This is a genomic window from Xanthomonas sp. WHRI 10207 (genome assembly GCF_040202975.1).
Taxonomy (GTDB): Bacteria; Pseudomonadota; Gammaproteobacteria; order Xanthomonadales; family Xanthomonadaceae; genus Xanthomonas.
This window is the reverse complement of the sequence record NZ_JBEGDX010000002.1, coordinates 589617-610180: the sequence shown is the minus strand read 5'-3', so window position 1 is coordinate 610180 and position 20564 is coordinate 589617. Positions and strand designations below refer to the sequence as shown.

Genomic DNA, 20564 nt, shown 5'->3' with positions numbered 1-20564 from the left:
CGCAGTGGCCGTCGCGTGGGCGTGGTCGTCCAAGGCGTCCAGCGTCGGCGTGGTGCCGGCCACGCCGATATCCGCAGGCCGGCTCCATCACCCAGCCGCATGCCCGCGCCAATGCGCTGGGCCGGCGCAGTGGCCGTCGTCGTGGTCGTGCCCGAACAAGGCGTCCAGCAGGCGCTGCGATGGGCCCCACTCGCCGATCGCCGGATGGATCAGCATGGCCTTGCAGGCATCCCGATGGCTGCCGCTGAGCGCGGCGTCGATCGCGGCGTGCTCGTAGGCCTTGAACGCACGCACCAGGCCATGCACCGCGTCCGGCAGGGGCGCGGCGGGAATCGGCACGATGCGGTCGCGGTCGATGTCTGCGGCGATTTCCACCACGTCGTCGTCGGCCAGCTCGGCCATTGCGCCGCGGTTGCGCACGTTGACCACGTGCCGGCCCGGGCGTGCGCCGGTCAATGCGCTCATCACGTCCACCGCGATGCGGTGATAGCCGGTGCTGGCGCGGAACGGATCCGGCTGCGGCGCCAGATCCGGTGCGAACGCCGAGCCGGCTTCGGCTTCCAGCTTCATGTACGAGCCGGAGCGCTGCGCCAGGTAGGCGGCATAGGTCTGCACCGCGCCGGCGTTGTCGCCAGCCTCCAGGCGGCTGCGCAGGTCGGCGATCAGGCTGCGGTTGAGCCGCTCGATCTCGCCACCGCGGCTGGCCCCGCTGGCGCGCTGGTTGTCCAGGGCGCGGCGGCGTTCGTAGAAGAAGTACAGGTACTCGGTGGGGATCAACCGCAACGCGCGCAGCATTTCGACATCGAACAGCGGGGCTAGATATAGCTGACGCAGGATGGCGTCGTCGTCGAGGATGCGATCCATGATGTCCTGGCCGCGCAAACGCACCGCGCGGATCCAGCCCAGGTGATTGAGGCCGACGTAGTCGCACTCCACATCGGCGGCCGGCTCGCCCAGCGCGCGCGCGATGTTGTGGAACAGCTCCACCGGCGTATCGCAGATGCCGACCACGCGCGCGCGGGTGTGCGCGGTGATGGCCTGGGTGACCAGCCCGGCCGGATTGGTGAAGCTGACCAGCCATGCGTCCGGACTCAGCCGCTCGATCATGCGTGCCTGCTCGATCGCCACCGGCACCGTGCGCAGCGCCTTGGCCACGCCGCCGGGTCCGGTGGTTTCCTGACCGGAATAGCCGTGGTCGATGATGGTTTTTTCATCGGAGGCGCGCTGGGCGATGCCGCCGATGCGGATGCTGTTGAGCACGAAGTGCGCGCCTTCGATTGCCGCTTCCAACGACGTTGCGGCATGCACCTGCAGCGTGCCGCCAGACTCGGCCACGATGGCGCGGCCCATCGCCACCATCAAGGCCAGACGCTCCTGGTCGGGGTCGTACAGCACGATCTCGCGGGCGCCGAGTGCTTCGGCGGCTTCGTTGACGCCGTACACCACCAATGGTGTGCGCACGCCGCCGCCGCCGATCAGGGTCAGCTTGCGATTGTCGACAGAAATGCTCATGGAACGTCCTCAGTGGGGGAGAAAAGGGGAGAGAGGGAAACCAGACCGTCCAGTGCGCCCAGCGCGCTGCAACACGCCGCGCCGCAGCGGCAGCCCTGTTGGGCGGCGGCGTCCAGTGACCGCCCTTGCAGGACCGCGGCGATGAAGCCGGCATCGAAGGCATCGCCGGCGCCGGTGCTGTCGCGCAGTTGCACCTGGGGGGCGGCAATCAAACGGCCGCCGTCGGCATCGACGACCATCGCGCCGGCAGCGCCGTGCTTGATCACCGTCTGATGCAGGCCTTGCGCTTGTGCCCAGGCACTGCAGGCGTCGGCGCCGTCGCCGCAGCCCATCAGTGCGGCTTCCTTCTGGTTGGGCAGGAACCAGGTCACTGCGCGACAGGTGGCACGGTTGGCCGGGTCGGCAAGCCATTGCGGGCTGAAGCCGACATCCAGCGAGGTACTGCAGCCGGCGCGCGCCAGCTGCGGCAATAACGTGCGCGCCACTGCGGCCGGCAACGGCAGCGCGAAATGCACATGCGTGGCCGCGCACAGGGCGGCGATGGTGTCTTCGCGCAGCAGCAACGCGGGGAGCTGCGCATTGGCGCCGGCATAGGTGAAGAACGAACGGTCGTCCTGCAGCGACACGCTGGTGGTCACGCCGGTACCGCTGGGCGAGTCGATCAGCCCGTCGGCCGAAACGCCAAAGTCGCCCAGACGCTGCACGAACAGCGCGCGATCCTGCGCGCCGATCGCACCGATCACACGCACGCTGTAGCCCAGTTGCGCCAGTGCGCAGGCGGTGATGACGGTGCCGCCGCCGAGTTCGCGCCGGTAGTGCTGCGCGAACGCTTCTTCGCCAGGTGCGGGCCAGCGTGCGAAGCCGCTGAAGATATGGTCGAGATATACCTCGCCGACCACCGCGATCTGCGCAGTGCTCATTGCAGCTGGAACGGCCATGCGCGCTCCCTCCGTGCCTGGATCAGATACACCGCGCTACCCACGCACAGCGCCAACACTGCCGCGAGCAGGCGCCGTCCCGGGCTGGTGGCCAGCAGGTAGAGCCAGCCCACGACGCTGATCAGCAGCGGCCAGGGATACAGCGGCATCGCAAACGCACGCCTGCGACGCTTGCGCCGCAGCAGCACCACCGCCAGGCATTGCGCCAGAAACTGGAACAGGATCTGGATGATCATCAAGGTTGCGATCAAATCCTCCAGCGAGAGCAGGCAGGCCAGGGTCGAGGTTGCGCCGACGAACAGCAGCGACACCGTAGGAAATCCACCGCGCGGATGCAGCCGCGCGAACACCGCGAAGAACTGCCCGGCCGCAGCGGCCGCATACGGCACCCGCGAATAGCCCAGCAGCACCACCAGCGCCGAGCCCCATGCCGCCAGCGCGATCAGTGCCACCGCCACCGTGGCGCCGGTGGGGCCGTAGATGGTCTGCATGAAGTCGGCCATCACCGCCTTCGACTGCGCGGCCTGTTGCCACGGCAGCACGCCGAGCAGGGTGATGTTGAGGCCCAGATACAGCAGCGCCACGATCGGGATCGAGAGCAGTACCGCGCGCGGAATCGTGCGCCGCGGCCTGCGGATTTCGCCGCCGAGCATGCACACGTTGTTGTAGCCGCCGTAGTCGTAGACCGCGATCAGCGCCACCGCGCCGAAGCCCAACCAGAACCCATGTGGCGACGCAGGGCGTGCGCGCAGAAACTCTGCCGCGATGCCGGCATCGAAATGCAGCACGCCGCTGCCGATGATCCACACGCAAGCGCCGATCACCACCGCGCTGACCAGCAGCGACAGCACCTGTACCGAGCGCACTTTGCGATACAGCAGCAGCGTGTTGAACGCGCAGAGCGTCATCGCGATCGCGGTGAGCTGGGCATGGCCCAACCCCGGCATCAGGAAGGCCAGGTACTGCGCGCAGCCCACTGCCGCCGAGCCCACCGACAGCGGCGCGGTCAACAGCGTCTGCCACAGATACAGAAAGCCGAACAGCCGCCCCCAGTGTTCGCGCCCATAGGCCTCGCGCAGATAGTGATACGGCCCGCCCGAGCGCGGAATTGCCGCGCCCAGTTCGGCCCACACCAGTCCATCGCACAGGCACAGCAGCGCACCGGCGACCCAGCCCAGCAACACCGCCGGCCCGGCCAGCGCCGACAACGCCAGCGGAATGGTGATGAACGGGCCGATGCCGATCATGTTGAGCAGGTTGGCTGACAGCGCGCTCCACACGCCGAGCGTGCGCGGCGGTGCAGCGACGGGCGTGGCCGAAAGTGGCGCGATGGGGGCGGTCAACATGCGCAGCGCTCTGGGTGTGCGAGTGCCGCGACAGGGGTCGCGTTGTGTGCCGAGGTCAGCCCATCGGCGCAGTGGATGGCGGTGGGTTCCAGTTGATGCAGATCCAGCACCAGCACTGCGTTGTTGCCCGGCTGCAGCCACGCGCCAGGGCAGAACAGACACTGCTGCGGGCCGATGTTCCAGTAACGCCCGAGCAGGCGGCCGTTGATCCACAGATAGCCTTTGCGCCACTGACCCATGTCCAGGTAGATGTCGCCGACCGTCTCCAACGCGATGTCGGCAGCGAAGAACAGGCCGGGCCGCGTGGGTGCTGCGTGCAGCGGACGTAGCGTCGGCGCGTGGTCGCCGTCCAGCGGCATGCCAAATGCCTGCCAATCGCGCAGCTCCTTGCCATCCAGCTGCACCGGGCCGAGCAAGCCTTTTGCATCGCCCAAGGCCGGGCCGAAATTGATATGCCCGAAGCTGTCGACCAACACCTCCAACGTGCGCTCGGTAGCGGTGGACGGCGGCAATGCCAGCTGCGGGTCGCTGTGCAGGCGTGCGTGCTGCATGCGCGACACATGCCCAAGTTCGGCACCGTCCAGCTGCACCACCGCGTAGTCGTGCACTTGCCCCAGGTGCAGTTGCGCGCCGGCCGCGATGCGGCGCCGGTACACCACCAATCCAAGGTTCTGCTTGAGCAGGGTCTGGTTGTCGGTGGGCCGCTCGGTGTGTACAGGGTCGACACGCAAGTTGTCCCAGAGCGCGGCCACCGGGCGGGCAATGACTGATGCAAAGCGCGCGCGCGGCGGCGCAGCCGGTATCGGCGGCAGCGATGTGCCGAGATGCGTTGCGATGATCCTGCGCAGCGCCATGTAGGCGGGTGTGGCACGTCCACCTTCGTCGATGGGAGCGCTGTAGTCGTAGCTGGTCAGCGCCGGCTGGAATTGCGAGCCGTCGTCTTCGGCATTGGCACCGGCGTTGAGGCCGAAGTTGCTGCCGCCGTGCACCACGTACAGATTGAACGAGTCGCCGGCGGCCATCAGTTGCCGCAGCATCGGCGCGTAATCGCGCCGCGCAACGTCGTCGTCGCCCCAATGCGTCAACCAGCCCGGATAGCCTTCGGCCACCCAGACCGGCGCGTCGCCTGCGAACTGCTTGGCGGCCTGCAGGTCTGCCATGTCCGCACCATCCAGGCCCAGTGCCGCACCAGGCAGATAGGCCTTGCGGCGACGCAGATCCTTCAGACCCTCGGCCAAAGAGAATGGGCCGGCGATGCCGTGCGCGCGCCAGAGTGCGGCCAAGGCATGCAGGTAGCCCACATCGGCGCCGTGCATGTTGTATTCGTTCTCGATCTGCAGCATCAGCACCGGGCCGCCCGCGCTGGCCATCAGCGGTGCGATCCGCGGCGCCACTGCGTCGATGTAGCGCTGCACCGCAGCCATGTAGCGCGCGTCGGTGGCATCGCGCAGGCGCATGTCCGGCTCGCGCAGCAGATACGGCGGCAGCCCGCCCAGCGTCCACTCGGCGCACACGTACGGGCCGGGCCGTAGATACACCCACATCCCTTCCTGCTGGCATAGCCGGATGAAGGCGGCGAAATCGCGCTCGCCGGTGTCCAGATCGAACTGCCCCGGTTCGCGTTCCAGCGCGTTCCACATCAGGTACAACGCGATGGTGTTCAACCCCATTGCCTTGGCCATGCGGATGCGGTGCAGCCAATCGGCGCGCGCGATGCGCAGCGGATGCATTTCGCCGCTGCGCAATTGCCAGGGCTGCCCGTCCAGGGTGAAACGGCCGTGCGCGAATCCGAACGCATGCGGCTGCCCATCCGGTAGCGGCGCCGGTAGCGCGGTGTGCGCCGGCGATCGCTGCGCTGGTGTGGCCGCCAAGCCCAACGGGGCGAACAGGCCGAACGTGCACAAGGTCCTGCGCTTCATCGTCTCTCCAGCCGAAAGGGAAGGCGTCGCCACGCCGCCACCGGCGACATGGCGTCATGCACCGCTGCGCTAGAACGCGTACTTCACCGTCAACAGCGCTGTGCTGCCAGCATCGACGATGTCGGAGATCGCCAGATTCCTGCGGCCCACATGCGCCCAGTAGCTGTATTCCTTGGTCAGGTTGGAGATCGACACGTCCATGCTCACGCCGTTGTCGAAGCGGTAGCCGGTGTGCAGATCCACGCGCCGGGTCGGGCGTGCCCACAGGTCGTTCCACGGCGCGCCTTCATGCAGGAAGTCGTAGCCCAGCAGGTACGAGCTGCTGAAGTGATAGCTCAGGTTCAACGAAAAACCGCTGTGTTCGTAGAACAGTTCAAGGTTGGCCATCGCCGACGGCGCCGACTGCATGTGTTCGTTGTCAAAGCCGTCCAGCCCGAGGTCGGCGCGCGCATGTTGGCGGGTGGCATTGGCACTGATGCCCAGGCCGTCGAACGGCGCCGGCAGGTCCTGGAACTTTTGCCGCGCACTGAGTTCCACCCCGTAGATTTTGCCGTCGCCGCCATTGGTGGGCATGTGGTACAGCACCGTTCCGCTGCCGGTGGTGCTGCCGTTGGCCTGAGCCGAGCCGGCGTCGTAGATGTAGTTGCGCAGCTGCTTGTAGAAGCCGGCCAGCGAAAAGAACCCACCGCGTTCGGTAGACCATTCGCCGGAGAGGTCCAGGTTGGTCGATTCGATCGGCTTCAGATCCGGATTGCCTTGGGTGATGGTGGTGACGCCATTGGAGATGTCGATCTGGCTGCCGCCGCCCAATTGAACGAACGCCGGGCGCGTGTAGCTGGTCCAGAGCGACGCACGGTACGCGGTGCGCAGATTCGGCCGCCAGGTCAAGAACACGCTGGGCAGCGGTTCGTTGTAGGAGGTGCTGTTGTGGTCGAAGTAACCGACGATCTGGTTACCGTCCGCATCTACCGGGCTCACCCAGAACGTGTTGTCGATGCCGGTGTGTTCGAAGCGCACGCCCGGCACGATATCCAGGTTGCCCACAGTGAAGGTGGCGGTGGCATAGGCGGCGCTGACCGCCTCGGTGCCGCGCATGGTATTGCAGTTGAAGTTGTTGACGTAGAACGCGCTGCCGCAGGTGTCCAGGTCATCGTCGGTCAGGTGCTGGGCGATCACGCCGGCCACCGCTGCTTCGCTCACGCGCGGTGTGTTCCAGGCGTATTTACCGGGAAAGATCGACCCATAGGTGCCGGTGAAGATGCCCAGATCGCCCAGCGTGGTGGTGCCGTCCACGCCGCCGGTGTACCAGTCGCGATTGGTGTAGCGGCGGCTGCTCTTGCTGTACTTCACCCCGAACTGCACCGACCGCAGCGCGCCATCTTCAAAGTCGTAGCGGGTATCGAAACGCGCGCCGCCTTTCTTCTGGCCGGAGTAGATCTTGGTCTGCTCGCCATAGCTGCTGGCAAACAACGAGGGGATATTGTTGACCTGCGCCAGCAGTGCGGGCGTGAGCTGCGGGTACGGGAACGCACCGCCGCCGTAGCGCACGAACGTGTTGCCGGAATAGGCGTAGTTGTCCTGAGTGAACTTGTCTTGCCGCCCGTCGATTTCGACATGGTCGGGGCGGTCGTTGTCACCGAAGCTGTAGAACAGGTTGGGCATGAAGGTCCAGCCGCCTGCCGTTTTTTTTGCGCCGATCTGGAAGGTCGCCAGGTCGGCGATTTCCGGATTGGTTTCGTACCAGAAGCGCGCCGCGATGCGGCCGATGTCGGGCGTGAAACCTCCCGGCGTGCCGCTCGGTACGTAGCGCACATCCTGCGGTAGCAACTGCACGAAGGTGGTGCCTTGCTCGGTCTTGGCGTAGGCGTAGGTCATGCGCGCGTACAGCGACAGGCTGTCGTCCACATGCCAGTCGAACGAGGCATTGCCGCCGTAACGGCGCTCCCATCCCGCGGCGATACCGACATTCATGCCGGTGCTGGTGAGGTTGTGTTGCGGATCGAAGCCGGCCGCGTTGCCGCCGCTGGCATCGGTGTTCAAGTACTCCCACGAGCCATCGTTGAGCGCGCTGGTGGCGGCGGCCACTTCGCTGTTGGTGGTGGTGCGGTAGTCGTAGTAGGCGCTGGCATACACGCCGAACTGCTGCGCGTCGCCGAACTTGTGCTGGAACTCGCCGCCAAACCCGCCGCCCAATCCATCGCCGCCGTAATCGCGCGCACGGCTTTCCACCCGGCCGCTACCGGTAACGCTGCCGCTGCTCACGTCCTTGAAGTCGTAGGCGGTGGGGGTGCGGAAATCCAGCGTGCCGCCGATCGCATCGCCGTCCATGTCGGCGGTGGAGGTCTTGTTGGCCACGATGGTCTGCAGGCCGGTGGGCGGCAACAAACTCAGTTGCACGCTGCGGCTATACGGCATGCCTTGCGCCACGGTGACGCCGTCGATCATGTTGACGTTGTATTCGGACGGCAACCCACGCACCGAGGCGAACATGCCTTCGCCGCGTGCGGCGCCATCGATGCCGCCGAAGTATCCCGAGCCGGTACTGGTGATGTTGATGCCGGCGATCAGGCCCAGCGCTTCGGCCACGTTGTGCACAGCGGTGCGCTGCAGATCGTTGGCCGACAGCACATCGACGGTATTGGCCGCATTGATCTTCAGATCGCTGGCGTCGTAGCGGTTGCTCACCACGCTGATCGCCTTCAATTGCTTGACCTCGTCCAGTGCGATGGTTACCGCAGCGGTGCCGCTGTCGCCGACCTGTACGCTGGTCTCTACCGCACTGAAACCGGGGTAGTCCAGATTCAGTGCGTACTGCCCGGCAGGTACGTCGTGGATGACAAAGTGCCCGCCTGCATCGGCCACCGCGCTGTACGCGGTGCCGGCGATGCGTACCTTCGCATTGGCAGCCGGTTTGCCGCTGCTGCGTTCCTTGAGGGTTCCCTCCACCGTGCCGGCGACGGCGCACGTTGCCGAGGCCATGCCGGTCACGGCCAGGATCGCCACGATCAATTGCTTACGGGTCAAACGCTCACGCTTGTGCACATGCCACCTCGCCAGATGCTGGGCCGCGTTACCACGGGGTAACGGCCTTGCGATGCCTTGTGTCAGGGCAGACGATCTGCACGGCGATACGCGCGCACGGCATTCAACGCCACGCGCGATGCGTGTGCGAAAGACCGAACGGGAAGTGCGCCGGAGCGTCTGCCAGCTAGAACAGCGTTGCAGGCGTCAGTGGCGTGGCGGCGAGTAGCCGGCGATGCATTTGGAACGCGAGCGCATGGCGCTCAATTTGTAGTGCTTGGTCATGCGCGCTGCACCCTCGGGGCAGCGATCACGGCAACACGGATACGCGGGTGGATACGACGCTGCTGCATACAATCCTCTCCCAGTGTGCGTGCCGCGTGGAAACGCTGTTGCCGTCGATGAATCGTACCGATCGCCGATGGCGTGGACTGCCGACCGCAGCCAGTGATAGACCTCATGCTTGGGTCTGTCAAGCAGGTGTGAAGTATGTGCGGACATCATCGTGTTGCTTGCCGATTGCGCACCAATTCGGCTGCGCACAGCAGCGATATGGCGGTCGTGCGATGCAGCGCAACACGCGTGCATGACGCAACCGGCGATCGGGTTAGCTGCCGCCGGTTGCGTGTCAGACACGCAGTGATTACTTCGGCAACGGCGAGCGCCCCGAAATCGACAATGCCGCCGCCTCACCCGCCGCGCCGGTCCCCGGCTGGCCACCACCGACAAATACGCGGTAATCGCCGGCTTCCACCGCGCGCTGACCGCTGCGGTCCACATCGCTCAGTGCACGCGCATCCAGCGTAAAGGTGAGTTCGCGTTGTTCGCCGGGCGCGAGGTGGACGCGTTGAAAACCGACCAGGCTGCGCAGCGGCGATTGCGGGCGGTCCGGATACTGCAGATACACCTGCGCCACTTCATCGCCGGCGCGGCTGCCGGTATTGCGCACGGTGGTGGTCACCTGCAGCGTGCTGCCGGCTTGCAGCGTGCTGGTGGACAGGCGCGGTGCGTCGTAGGCAAAACTCGTATAGCTCAGCCCATAGCCGAACGGAAACAGCGGCTCGCCCTTGAAGTAGCGGTAGGTGCGGCCCTTCATGTCGTAGCTGACGTACGGCGGCAGGTCCTTGGTGGAGCGGTAGAACGTCACCGGCAGGCGCCCGCCAGGGTTGTCGTCGCCCGCCAGTGCGCGCGCGATGGCAGTGCCGCCGGACTGGCCGGGATACCAGGCCGCCACGATGGCGTCGGCGTTGGCCTTTGCCCAGTTCAGCGCCACCGCGCTGCCGCTCATCAGCACCACCACCAGCGGCTTGCCGGAGGCTTTGGCGCGTTCCAGCAAGGCTTGCTGTGAGGCGGGCAGGGCGATGTCGTTGCGATCGCCACCGTCGAAGCCGGGCACGTCGATGCGCAGTTCCTCGCCTTCCACATCCGGCGACAGGCCGACGAAGGCCACGACCGCATCGGACTGCGCCACCGCCTGTTCGGCCTCGGCCAGTTGCGCCGCGGCCGGTGCCAGCCACTCCAGGCGCAGGCCCTGGTCCTGGCCGCGATGCTCCATTTCCAGACGGATCTTGCGCGGGCGGGTGTCGTCGAAATGCAGCACGGTTTCCACACTGCGGCCATCGGCGTTGTGCATGCCGGCCGGTACATGCTTGTCTTCGGCGTTGCCGGCGACCACCAGCTTGTCGTCGATGTAGAGCCGCACCGGGTCATGCCCGGTGCAATCGAAGCAGCGCGCCACGCGCACCGCCAAGGTGTAATCGCCGGTGCCAGGCGGCAACAGTTCGCCGCTCCAGCGCACCGCGTAGCGATCGGCCGGCACGCCCTTGGCCGGGCTGACCTGATCCCAGTTGAAGCTAATGGTGCGGTCTTGCCGCACCACGCGCGGGCTACCGTCCAGATCGACATTGTCGAAATATTCGCCGCGCAGTCCCGGCTTGCCGTCGCTGCGCAACGCGGTTTCCGGAATCATGCCCGGCACGCCGGCGGCCAGCGGCGCGCCTTGCGCGTAGCGCACCTGCTGCGCACCGAAGTGCTGGCGCAGTCCGAGTAGCGGGGTGATCGGTGTGGAGGAAGTGCCCTGATAGTTGGCTTCCAGTGCGGCCAACGCATCGGCATTGGGGCCGATCACCGCCAGCCGCGTGCCGGCTTTCAACGGCAGGGTATTGGCGTTGTTCTTCAGCAGCACGATCGATTCGGCAGCGGCCTGCAAGGCCAGTGCGCGGTTGGCGGTGTTGTCGATGTCCTTGGCGCCCAGGCGCGCATACGGGTCCTTGCGCGGTGCCTCAAGTTCGCCCAGCCGATAGCGCGCGGCAAACAGGCGCACCAGCGATTGATCCAGCAGCGCTTCGTCGACTTCGCCACGTTCGATCGCGGTGCCCAGTGCGCGATACGCATGCCCGCAATTGAGGTCGTGGCCGGCCTTGAGCGATGCAGCCGACGAGCCGGCATTGTCCGGGCGGAAATAGTGGAACTGGGTCATGTCGTCCACCGCATCGCAGTCGGACACCACAAAACCCTTGAAGCCCCAATCGCCACGCACGCGGCCATTGAGCAACCAGTCGGCCGCGCACGCCGGTGTGCCATGCAGGGAGTTGTACGCGCACATCACCGACCAGGCCTGTCCATCGACCAGTGCCGCGCGGAAGGCGGGGGTATAGGTCGCTTCGACATCGCGCGGCGACACGTCCACATCGAAACCATGCCGGCCCGGTTCCGGGCCGCTATGCACGGCGATGTGCTTGGGCGTGGCGATGGTGCGCGGATGATTCAGATCATCGCCTTGCAGGCCGCGAATGAAGCCCACTGCGAGTTGCCCGGTCAGAAACGGGTCTTCGCCATAGGTTTCCATGCCACGGCCCCAGCGCGGGTCGCGGAAGATATTGATATTGGGCGACCAGATGGTCAGCCCCGCGTAACGGGGGTGGTCCTTGCCGGGGCCGCCGGCCAGATTGAACTTGGCGCGCGCCTCGGTGGACACCACGGTGCCCACCTGCTGCATCAGCGCAGTGTTCCAACTGGCGGCCAGGCCGATCGCCTGCGGAAATACCGTGGCATAGCCATTGCGCGCGATGCCGTGCAGGCCTTCGCTCCACCATTCGTAGGCGGGGATGCCCAGGCGCGGAATGGCCGGCGCATCGTTCATGGCCTGTGCCACTTTTTCGTCGCGGCTCATCTGCGCCACCAGCGCGGCGGCGCGTTGCTCGGGGCTGACGCTGCGGTCGGCGGTGGCGGCGTGCGCGATGCACGGCAGCCCAAGGCTCAGGCCCAGCGCAACGGCAAGGCGCGATACAAACACGGATGACATCAATGCACTCCTGCGCAGTGGCGCTGCCGCCATGCGTCTTTTGTTTTTGTTATTGAGGCGGGGGCAACAAGGGGGATTACTTTTTTATGGACAGCGTTGCCCTCATCCGCCCCTGCGGGGCACCTTCTCCCGCAGGCGGGAGAAGGAGATGCTCTCGGTGTTCGGGTGGCATGGTGTTCGGGTGGCAAGGTACTCGGGTGCCAATGGGAAACGCGATCCACTCGTTCTGTTGATCGTCCTGCAGTTGATCGCCCTGCAATCGCCAGAGGTTCCTTCTCCCGCCCTGCGGGAGAAGGTGCCCGCAGGGCGGATGAGGGCCGCATCACTTCGCTTCGGCTGGCTCAGGCGGCGCGCCGGCCAGCGTGCTGGCCAGGTCGCGCACCTGCAGCGCGGCCTGCACCTGCGCCAGCGGCAGTTTGCTGGAGACGTGCACCGTCAGCGGTTCGCCCGGCAACAGGTCGAAGGCGTTGTCGGCCACGTTCACGTCCAGATCGCCGAACGACAACCACACCTCGCGCGCCAGCGTGTCGCTGCGCAAGGTCAGCGCGTAGCCATCGCCATCGGCGCGCCATTGGCTGTCGATCTTGGCGGTGGGCAACGCCAGCTGCTTGGCCGGCGCGAAGAACACCACTTCGCGCGACAACAGCTTCTCGCCATCGAACAACTCGAACACCGCATAGCTGCGCTTCGGGTCGGCCTTGCCCAGCAATTGCGCATCGCTGAAGTTGCCCACCTGCAGGCTGCTCAGCGGTTTGACGCTGGCCTTTTGCTCACGCTTGCTCAGCACCTTGCCGTCCATGCTCATCACCCGCATGCGCCAGCGTGCATCCAAGGCAGTGGTGCGGTCCGACACCAGCGATACCTGGGTCTGGCCCTTGTCGTTACGCAGCGCGGCGATCATCTCCGGCGCATAGAAGCGGCGCGCGTGGTATTGCAGCGCCTTCCAGCGGCCGTAGTAATCCACGCTGGACCACGACGCACCTGGCCACACATCGTTGAGCTGCCAATACAGCGAGCCCATCGATTGCGGACGCGAGGCGCGCAGATGCGAGGCGGCAAGATTGATGCCTTCGGCCTGCATCAACTGGCTCAGATACACGAAGCTTTCGAAGTCCTTGGGCTCGCCGAATTCGCGGCGGATGTACAGCATCAGCCGCTTGTTGCCATTGCCCTTGTCGAACTTCTGATGCGCGCGCATCACCGGCGATTCCGGGTCCATGTCGACGGCATCGGCAAACACACGCAAGGTGCGCATGTCCGGGAACGACTGCAGGCCGTATTCGGACATGAAGCGCGGGGTGACGTTGAGGTATTCGGTCACCGGCAGGGCCGGGCCGCCCCACACTTTCCAATAGTGCATGTCGCCATCGTTGGCCTGGTCGGCACCGCCGTCGAAATCGGTGCCCGGCGAGGTGGCCCAATACGGCACATCGCTATCGTAGGTGGCCACCACTTCGCGGAACACGGTGCCGAACAGCGTGGTCATGCCGCGTTCGATGCGGGTGCGTTCTTCCGGGTCCACCGACTGCTTGAACTTGACCCGATCGCCCCAGTTTTCCCAGCCGGTCTGCACTTCGTTGTTGCCGCACCACAACACGATGCTGGGGTGATCGCGCAGGCGCTTGACCTGTTCGATCGCCTCCTGCCGCGTGTTCTCGCGGAACTCCACGTCGTACGGCGGCACCGCGCCACCGAACATGAAGTCCTGCCAGATCATGATGCCCAGCTCGTCGGCCACCTCGTAGAAGTGATCGTCCTGGTAATGCCCGCCGCCCCACATGCGCAGCATGTTCATGTTGGCATCGCGCGCATCCTGCAAGGTGCTGCGCATGCGCTCCTGGCTGACGCGCGAGGGGAACGCATCCAGCGGGATCAGGTTGGCGCCCTTGGCGAAGATCGGGATGCCGTTGATCACGATCTCCATGCTCTTGCCCCACTTGTCCTTTTCGCGGCGCAGCTCCACCGAACGCAGGCCGGTGACGCGCTTGATCTGCTGGCTGTCGCCATCGGCATCGCGCACGGTGGCCACGAAGGTGTAGCGGTCCTGCGCGCCGTAGCCGGCCGGGAACCAACGCTTGGGCTTTGCAATCCGCACTGCGAGATCGATGCGGTTCTGGCCCGGGTCGATCACCGCGTCCTGGGTGAACTGGCCGACCTTTTGTCCATCCGGACCCAGGACATCCAGCGTCACCTGCACCGGCCCGCTGCGGCCGGCCTGCAGTTCGAGCTGCGCCTGCAATTGCGCGCTGTCAGCGTCCACGCGCTGCTGGTCGATATGCAAGCCGTCCACGCGCACGGCATCCCATGCTTCCACGCGCACATCTTTCCAGATGCCGGCATTGACCATGCGCGGGCCCCAGTCCCAGCCGTAGCTATACGGCGCCTTGCGCACGTAGGTGGAACTGTGGCGTCCATCCGGCTCGTCGCCGAACGCCGAATCGTAGGCGCCCGGCAGCGCATACGGCTGCTTGGCCAGCCACGGCTGAATCTTCTTGATCGGCGAGAAGAAGGTAATTTCCAGCACGTTGTCGCCGCGCTTGAGCAGCGATTTCGCATCCACCCGCCATTGCCGGAACATGTTGTCGGCGCTGAGCAGCTTCTTGCCGTTGAGGGTGACCTCGGCCAGCGTGTCCAGACCATCGAATACCAGCTCCACATGCGCGCGCTTGAGCGTGGCCGCATCCACGTTGAAGCGGGTCTGGTACTGCCAATCGCTTAAGCCCGCCCACTGGATCTTGCCCTCGTTGTCGCGCAGGAACGGGTCTGGCACCACCTTGGCGGCGATCAGATCGGTCTGCACCACGCCCGGCACCTGCGCCGGCATCCAGCTGGCCGCCTTTGGATAGGTCTTGGCCTGTTCCTGCCCCGGCACCAGGCGCACCTGCCAGCCGCTGTCCAGGGTCACTGCCGTGGGCGGTGCCGCCCAGGCCTGCGAGAGTGCAAAGGTCAGGGCAAGCCCGAGCCGGGCGGGGGTGAGCAGGGACAGTGCGGGGGCAGTGCGGTGCGACAGGGGCATGGGTGAGTCTCCTTGGATGGATCAGCGCGTGGCGGCGGGGGGCGCCTGCGCGGTGGTTTCAATCAGTTGGACGGCGCCGATGGCATACAACGGGCCGCGAATCGGCGCAGTGAAGCGCAGGCACAGATCGTGGGTGCCGGTGCGTGCTGGCAGCGGCGTTTCCAGGGTGAATTGTTCGCCCAGGGTGTCGCTCTTGGGCAGTTGCACGCTGGCGATCAGTTCGCCGTCACAACCCTGGCGCACTTCCAGCTCGCCGCCGCGGGTCTTGGCCGGGTACTGCACCACCTTGGATTGCTCGTGCGCCAGGCCGAAGTTGTTGGGCAGGCGCGCGGCCTCGATGCGGATCGCGCCGATGCCATCCAGGCGTGCCTGCGGATACAGCCGGCAGGCATGAAACAGATCGACGTTGTAAACCGGTGTATCGGCGCCGGTCATCTCCGGCAGCAACGGCAGGCGCAGGCCGAGCGCGCCGGTCTCCACGCAATCGCGCAGGCCTTGCGTGTCCACGCGCAACAGCGATGCACGGTCGAAGGTGCGGCTGCGCGTGGCGGCCAGCGGCGCGCCGTCGGCGGTGAATGCGGTGGCCTTGACCGTGGTCGGCAAGTTGATCGCAAACGGTGCCTCATAGCGTGGCGATGTGGGGCTAGGGTCGCTGCCGTCCACGGTGTAGTGCAGTGTGCCTGCGCCAGTCTGCGTGCTCAGCGCCACCTTGGCCGGGCTGCCGGCGAGCAACGGGTTGGGGCCGTTTTCCAGCGCGATATCGGCAGCAAACGCGCCGTCGCTGTAGGCGATGTCCAGTGCCTTGTAGCGCTGCAACTGCGCCGGCAACCGCGCCAGAAAGTTTTTCCACTCGCGTGCGCTCGGCGGCGACCAGGTCATCTCCGCTACCGCCGAAAGACGCGGGAACAGCGCGTGATCAATGTGCCAGCGCGAGGGAATGTATTCGGACCACAACGCGCCTTGTGCGCCCAACACATGCCTGGCCTGCTCGGCGGTGAGGTCGCTCGGGACCGGATCGAACGCGTACACCTTCGACAATGGCAACACCGTCAGGCGGCCGTTGGGCTCGTCGCTACGCGTGGTTTGCAGGTTATCCAGATACAGCCAGTTGCCGGGCGCAAGCACCACATCGTGTCCCTGTCTGGCGGCGGTGACCGCACCTTCGACGCCACGCCACGACATCACCGACGCACTGGCCGGCACGCCGCCTTCCAGAATCTCGTCCCAGCCGATCATGCGCCGGCCGTGCTTGGTGAGGTAGGTCGCAAGCTGTTCGTTGAACCAGCCTTGCATGGCATGGGCATCCTTGACGCCCAGCTTGCGCATCTGTGCGCGAACGGCCGGCGAGGCTTCCCATTGATCCTTGACCGCCTCATCGCCACCGATGTGGATGTAGCTGGACGGGAACAGCGTCAGCACCTCGTCCAGCACATTGGTGATGAAACTCAGGCTGCGTTCGCTGGTGTTGAATAGATACGGGTTGACGCCCCAGTCCACGCCCACCTGGGTGCGCACGCCGGGGACGCCCACCTCTTCCGGGTAGGCGGCAACCGCCGCCTGCGCATGGCCGGGCATGTCCAGCTCGGGCAACACGGTGATGTGCAGGCGCGCCGCATACGCGACGATTTCGCTGATCTGCTCTTGCGTGTAAAAGCCGCCGGAGCGCTCCGGTGTGCCGTGTCTGCCGGCACCCGGCGGGGTGCGCCAAGCACCGACCTCGGTGAGTTTGGGGTAACGCTTGATTTCGATGCGCCAGCCCTGGTCATCGGTGAGATGCCAATGCAGCACATTGAGCTTGTGCACGGCCATCGCATCGAGCACGTGCTTGACGGTGTCCACGTCGTGGAAGTGGCGGGCCACGTCCAGATGCTGACCACGCCAGCCAAAGCGCGGCCAGTCGCGGATACTGACGCCGGGCACGGCCACCGCGCCCTTGCGCGCATCCGGGGTCATCAATTGCCAGGCACTGATTGCGCCATAAAACAGGCCGGCACCATCGCGCGCGGCAATGCGGATACCGGTGGCGTCCACATCCAGGCGATAGCCTTCTTTCTGCGTCACCGCTGCCTGCGCATTGCGTTCCAGGCGGATGCTGGCCGGCGAGGGCGTGGCTTCTGCACGCACTTCCAGTGCAAGCCCACGTGTGCGCTTGAGCAGGCCGGCAAGGTACTCGGCGCTGCGACGCGCATCGGCGTCGCCTGCCACGATCGAGATCACCGTGCCGGTGCCCACGCTGAAACTGCTGGCGTTGCGCTTGGCCTCCACCGGTGCGGGAATCAGCGGCAGCGGCGCAGTTGCGGAAGGTGACGCCGCCGTCGCGCCTGCGTTAACCGCTGCCGGTGCCGTAGCTGCGTCGCGTTTGCCGCAACCGGTGAGCGCCAGTGCGGCCAACGACAGTGCAAGCAACCGCGACGGCAACTGCATCGATAACGGCTTCTTGCCTAACGGCATGTCCAACAACAGCGCCCTCGACAACAACATGCGTGGCGTACGACTGGTGTTGGACATCATGCAATCACATCCCGAAGTAGCGGAGAGCGTGTCGCTGCGCGGATGCATGCGCGCAGCCAAATGGAACAACACCATATCGCATCGACACCATCGCTCGGTCATGCCGACGATAGCGATGCGCGGCAGCCACGCACAGTAGCAAAGCCGCAGCGACTCACACAGGCACTGGCGCACGCTTCATCGGCGTGCGCCAGGCATGTAACAGGGATCAGCGCTGCGCGGTCGGCAGCTCGTCCCACACCTTCGGGTCTTCGGCGCCCAGCACCCAGCAGCTGAAACCTTCCAGACCGTATTGCTTGGCCATCTCGTAGCGTGCCTTGAAGCTGCGCGCGTCCGGGCGGAACACCCACTCGCGCATGTCGTCGCGGTAGAAGTAGAACCACGATTCCTGTTCGACCGGATCCCACTGCACGGTAGCGTTCTGTTCGATCGCCAGCGGGAAGGATTCGTCGGCATCGATGTAGGTTGCGGAAATATTCGAAGCCTCGGTGCCGTCTTCCTTCACCGGGTTGCCGGTGAACCAGCGGTAGCCATAGGTGGCGATGCCCAGCGAGAGCTTTTCTTTCGGCACCTGGGTGATCGCGTAATCCAGATGCTTCTTCATCCACACCATGCCATCGACCGGGCCGGGCGTGGTCCAGCGGGTGTGCTGGTCGTAGGTCATGATGCTGATCAGATCCGCCACCTGGCCCAGCGCCTTCAGGTCATACGCGCCGCGCCAGTATTCCCACATCCACTTGGAAAACTGGCCGCCTTCGGCGTGGCCCGGTGCATTGGGCACCACCGCCACCGACATCTTGAAACCGGCCTTGTGCAGCGCATCGGCGGTCTGCTTCACCATCAAGGTGTAGGCGTCGCGATCGGTCCAGGCGATGTTCTCGAAATCAAACTGGAAGCCGTAGTACTTGTGCTGCTTGCCGTGGATCAGCAGCGATTCGATCATGCGCTTCTTGGCCGCTTCGTCATGCATCAGCTTGTGGAAGCCGTCGCGGCCGGTGGTCATCGACAGGATCGGCATCACCCGCAGCTTGTTCTGCTTGGCGATGTCGTACAGGTACATATTGGGCGTGCCGTTGACCAGGCCGTTCTGATCCACGCCATACCAGGTCGGCACCACCACATCGATCTTGTCGACGTTGGCAATGAACGAGTTGGTCGATTTCTGCGTGTTCATCAGATAGAACAACGCCGTGGGGTTCTTGGCCAGGGCCGGGACGCAGGCAAATGCCAGCGCAAGCAACATCCAGGTCAATCGTTTGCTCATGGAGGACAACATCCGTCAGGGAGTAGGGGTGGAAAGGTCGATGCGGAACACATAGGCGCTCTCGCCAACCGGCTTTGCGGGGAGGCGCAGATGCAGGCCATCGGCGCGTTGTTCGAACGGGATCTTCTTGCCGTTGGCCAGCAAAGTGACCCCGCGCACGCCGTCGGCCGGCGTGAGTGAGCGGATCACCGCCTCGCCATCGGTCGGCCAACCCAGCTCAATCGCATACAGCGCGCCATCGCGGGTGGTGAAGCGAAAATCGTCGGACGTATACGGTTTGGTCTTGACGTCCTGGAAGGTGCCGCCCACCACTTCGGTCGGGCCTTCGCCATACACGCGCCACGGCTTGCTGTCGTAGATCGCGCCACCGTTGGTCTTGAGCCACTTGCCGATCGCCAGCAGAATGCCGCGCTCGGTGTCGGGGATCGAGCCATCGGCACGCGGGCCGATGTTGAGCATCAGGTTGCCGTTCTTGGCCACCACATCGGCCAGCATGTGGATGATGAAAGTGGGCGATTTGTAGGTGTCGTTTTCGATGTAGCCCCACGAGGCATTGCTGACCGAGGTATCGGTCTGCCAATGCGTGGGATGGATGCCGGTGAGCTGGCCGCGTTCGATATCCAGCGTGCCGGCGCCTTCCGGAAACGCGCCGAGCTTGTAGTTGACCACCACGCCGCGATCGGCCTCGGTGCGCGCCGCGCCTTGGTTGTAGTAATACGCCAGCATCGTTGGCAGGCTGCGCCGGAACGTTGGGTGGGCAATCCACCAATCGAAATAGATCAGGTCCGGTTGATAGGTATCGATCAACTCGGTGGTGCGCGCCAGCCAGTCGTCCAGCCAGGCCTGCGACACCGGCGTCCAGTCGTTGGCGACATCGCCGTCGTCCTTGCCCGGCAGGCGCACTTGCGCCGGACCGTACAGCGCCGCATAGCGCGGGTCGTTGACGTCGGAATCGAACTTACGCCCGCCATCGAAGAACCAGTTGTGTTCGGCGCGGTGCGACGACAAACCGAAGTGCAGGCCTTGCGCGCGGATTGCGGTGGACAGCTCGCCCAGCAGGTCGCGCTTGGGCCCCATCTTCATTGCGGTCCAGTCCGACAGCTTGGAGTCGTACAGCGCAAAGCCGTCGTGGTGTTCGGCCACCGGCACCACGTAGCGCGCGCCGGATTGCCGGAACAGCTTGGCCCAGCCAGTGGGGTCGAACTTGGGCGCGGTGAACTTGGGAATCAGATCCTTGTAGCCGCTGGTCGCTTGCGGGCCGTAGGTCGCCACGTGATGGGCGAATTCCTTGGAGCCTTGCAGATACATGTTGCGCGAATACCACTCGCTACCAAACGCCGGCACCGAGAACACGCCCCAATGGATGAAGATGCCGAACTTGGCATTGTCGTACCACGCAGGCGATTGATACGCCTTCAGCGCAGCCCAGTCGGGGCGGAACGGACCCTTGCGCGCGCCGGCTTCGGCTTCGCGCACCAGGCGCTCGCGTTCGGGCGCGTACTTGGCGGTGGCATCGAGCCACTGCTGGTCGATGACCTCGGGGCTGAGCGTGGTGGCCGTGGCCGCGGTGGGCGATTGCGCGCTGAGCGTGGCAGCAGGCAACGCCAGCAGCAGACCGAGCGCGAGCATTCGCGTTCTGGGTGCAGCTCCGGCGTGGCGGCGGGATGGAGCCGCATGGATGCGGCTATCGGTCGTCATGGGAACTGCTCCTCTAAGCGAAACGTGTCGGTTGC

General features: G+C 65.4%; 10 protein-coding genes. All 10 read right to left on the bottom strand.

What is annotated here, in order from left to right; genetic code table 11:
• Nucleotides 1–87: 87 nt before the first annotated feature.
• The gene (locus tag ABQU90_RS08280; protein ID WP_323521380.1) at nt 88–1512 is read right to left on the bottom strand and encodes a 6-phospho-beta-glucosidase; all 1425 of its coding nucleotides are present in this window, start codon (nt 1510–1512) and stop codon (nt 88–90) included.
• A complete protein-coding gene (locus ABQU90_RS08275) occupies nt 1509–2450 on the bottom strand; it encodes a carbohydrate kinase family protein (RefSeq protein WP_323521379.1) in 942 nt (313 codons plus the stop codon). Before ABQU90_RS08275 ends, ABQU90_RS08280 begins: the two co-directional genes overlap by 4 nt.
• Nucleotides 2429–3796: an APC family permease gene (locus ABQU90_RS08270; RefSeq protein ID WP_323521378.1), complete on the bottom strand. Its 1368-nt coding sequence runs from the start codon at nt 3794–3796 to the stop codon at nt 2429–2431. Before ABQU90_RS08270 ends, ABQU90_RS08275 begins: the two co-directional genes overlap by 22 nt.
• Complete coding sequence (locus tag ABQU90_RS08265) at nt 3790–5715, bottom strand: beta-galactosidase (protein ID WP_323521377.1); 1926 nt, start codon at nt 5713–5715, stop codon at nt 3790–3792. Before ABQU90_RS08265 ends, ABQU90_RS08270 begins: the two co-directional genes overlap by 7 nt.
• A 69-nt stretch (nt 5716–5784) precedes the next feature.
• Complete coding sequence (locus tag ABQU90_RS08260; RefSeq protein ID WP_323521436.1) at nt 5785–8694, bottom strand: TonB-dependent receptor; 2910 nt, start codon at nt 8692–8694, stop codon at nt 5785–5787.
• 685 nt (nt 8695–9379) lie between these two features.
• A complete protein-coding gene (locus ABQU90_RS08255; protein ID WP_323521376.1) occupies nt 9380–12040 on the bottom strand; it encodes a glycoside hydrolase family 3 protein in 2661 nt (886 codons plus the stop codon).
• Between the two features lie 322 nt (nt 12041–12362).
• Nucleotides 12363–15056 carry a beta-mannosidase gene (locus ABQU90_RS08250; RefSeq protein WP_323521375.1) on the bottom strand — a complete coding sequence of 898 codons (2694 nt, stop codon included), beginning with the start codon at nt 15054–15056 and terminating at the stop codon, nt 12363–12365.
• Nucleotides 15057–15077: 21 nt separating this feature from the next.
• Nucleotides 15078–17567, bottom strand: coding sequence for a family 20 glycosylhydrolase (locus tag ABQU90_RS08245; protein ID WP_407078762.1), 2490 nt, complete (start codon nt 17565–17567; stop codon nt 15078–15080).
• Between the two features lie 208 nt (nt 17568–17775).
• Nucleotides 17776–18843, bottom strand: coding sequence for a glycosyl hydrolase family 18 protein (locus ABQU90_RS08240; RefSeq protein ID WP_323521374.1), 1068 nt, complete (start codon nt 18841–18843; stop codon nt 17776–17778).
• Between the two features lie 3 nt (nt 18844–18846).
• Nucleotides 18847–20529: an alpha-L-fucosidase gene (locus tag ABQU90_RS08235; protein WP_323521373.1), complete on the bottom strand. Its 1683-nt coding sequence runs from the start codon at nt 20527–20529 to the stop codon at nt 18847–18849.
• Nucleotides 20530–20564 lie beyond the last annotated feature (35 nt).

What these genes read in the sequence shown, in the direction of transcription:
- ABQU90_RS08275 (WP_323521379.1), bottom strand. Translation starts at nt 2,450, where the DNA reads ATGGCCGTTCCAGCTGCAATGAGCACTGCGCAGATCGCGGTGGTCGGC.
- ABQU90_RS08280 (WP_323521380.1), bottom strand. Translation starts at nt 1,512, where the DNA reads ATGAGCATTTCTGTCGACAATCGCAAGCTGACCCTGATCGGCGGCGGC.
- ABQU90_RS08235 (WP_323521373.1), bottom strand. Translation starts at nt 20,529, where the DNA reads ATGACGACCGATAGCCGCATCCATGCGGCTCCATCCCGCCGCCACGCC.
- ABQU90_RS08255 (WP_323521376.1), bottom strand. Translation starts at nt 12,040, where the DNA reads ATGTCATCCGTGTTTGTATCGCGCCTTGCCGTTGCGCTGGGCCTGAGC.
- ABQU90_RS08260 (WP_323521436.1), bottom strand. Translation starts at nt 8,694, where the DNA reads ATGGCCTCGGCAACGTGCGCCGTCGCCGGCACGGTGGAGGGAACCCTC.
- ABQU90_RS08250 (WP_323521375.1), bottom strand. Translation starts at nt 15,056, where the DNA reads ATGCCCCTGTCGCACCGCACTGCCCCCGCACTGTCCCTGCTCACCCCC.
- ABQU90_RS08240 (WP_323521374.1), bottom strand. Translation starts at nt 18,843, where the DNA reads ATGTTGTCCTCCATGAGCAAACGATTGACCTGGATGTTGCTTGCGCTG.
- ABQU90_RS08270 (WP_323521378.1), bottom strand. Translation starts at nt 3,796, where the DNA reads ATGTTGACCGCCCCCATCGCGCCACTTTCGGCCACGCCCGTCGCTGCA.
- ABQU90_RS08265 (WP_323521377.1), bottom strand. Translation starts at nt 5,715, where the DNA reads ATGAAGCGCAGGACCTTGTGCACGTTCGGCCTGTTCGCCCCGTTGGGC.
- ABQU90_RS08245 (WP_407078762.1), bottom strand. Translation starts at nt 17,567, where the DNA reads ATGATGTCCAACACCAGTCGTACGCCACGCATGTTGTTGTCGAGGGCG.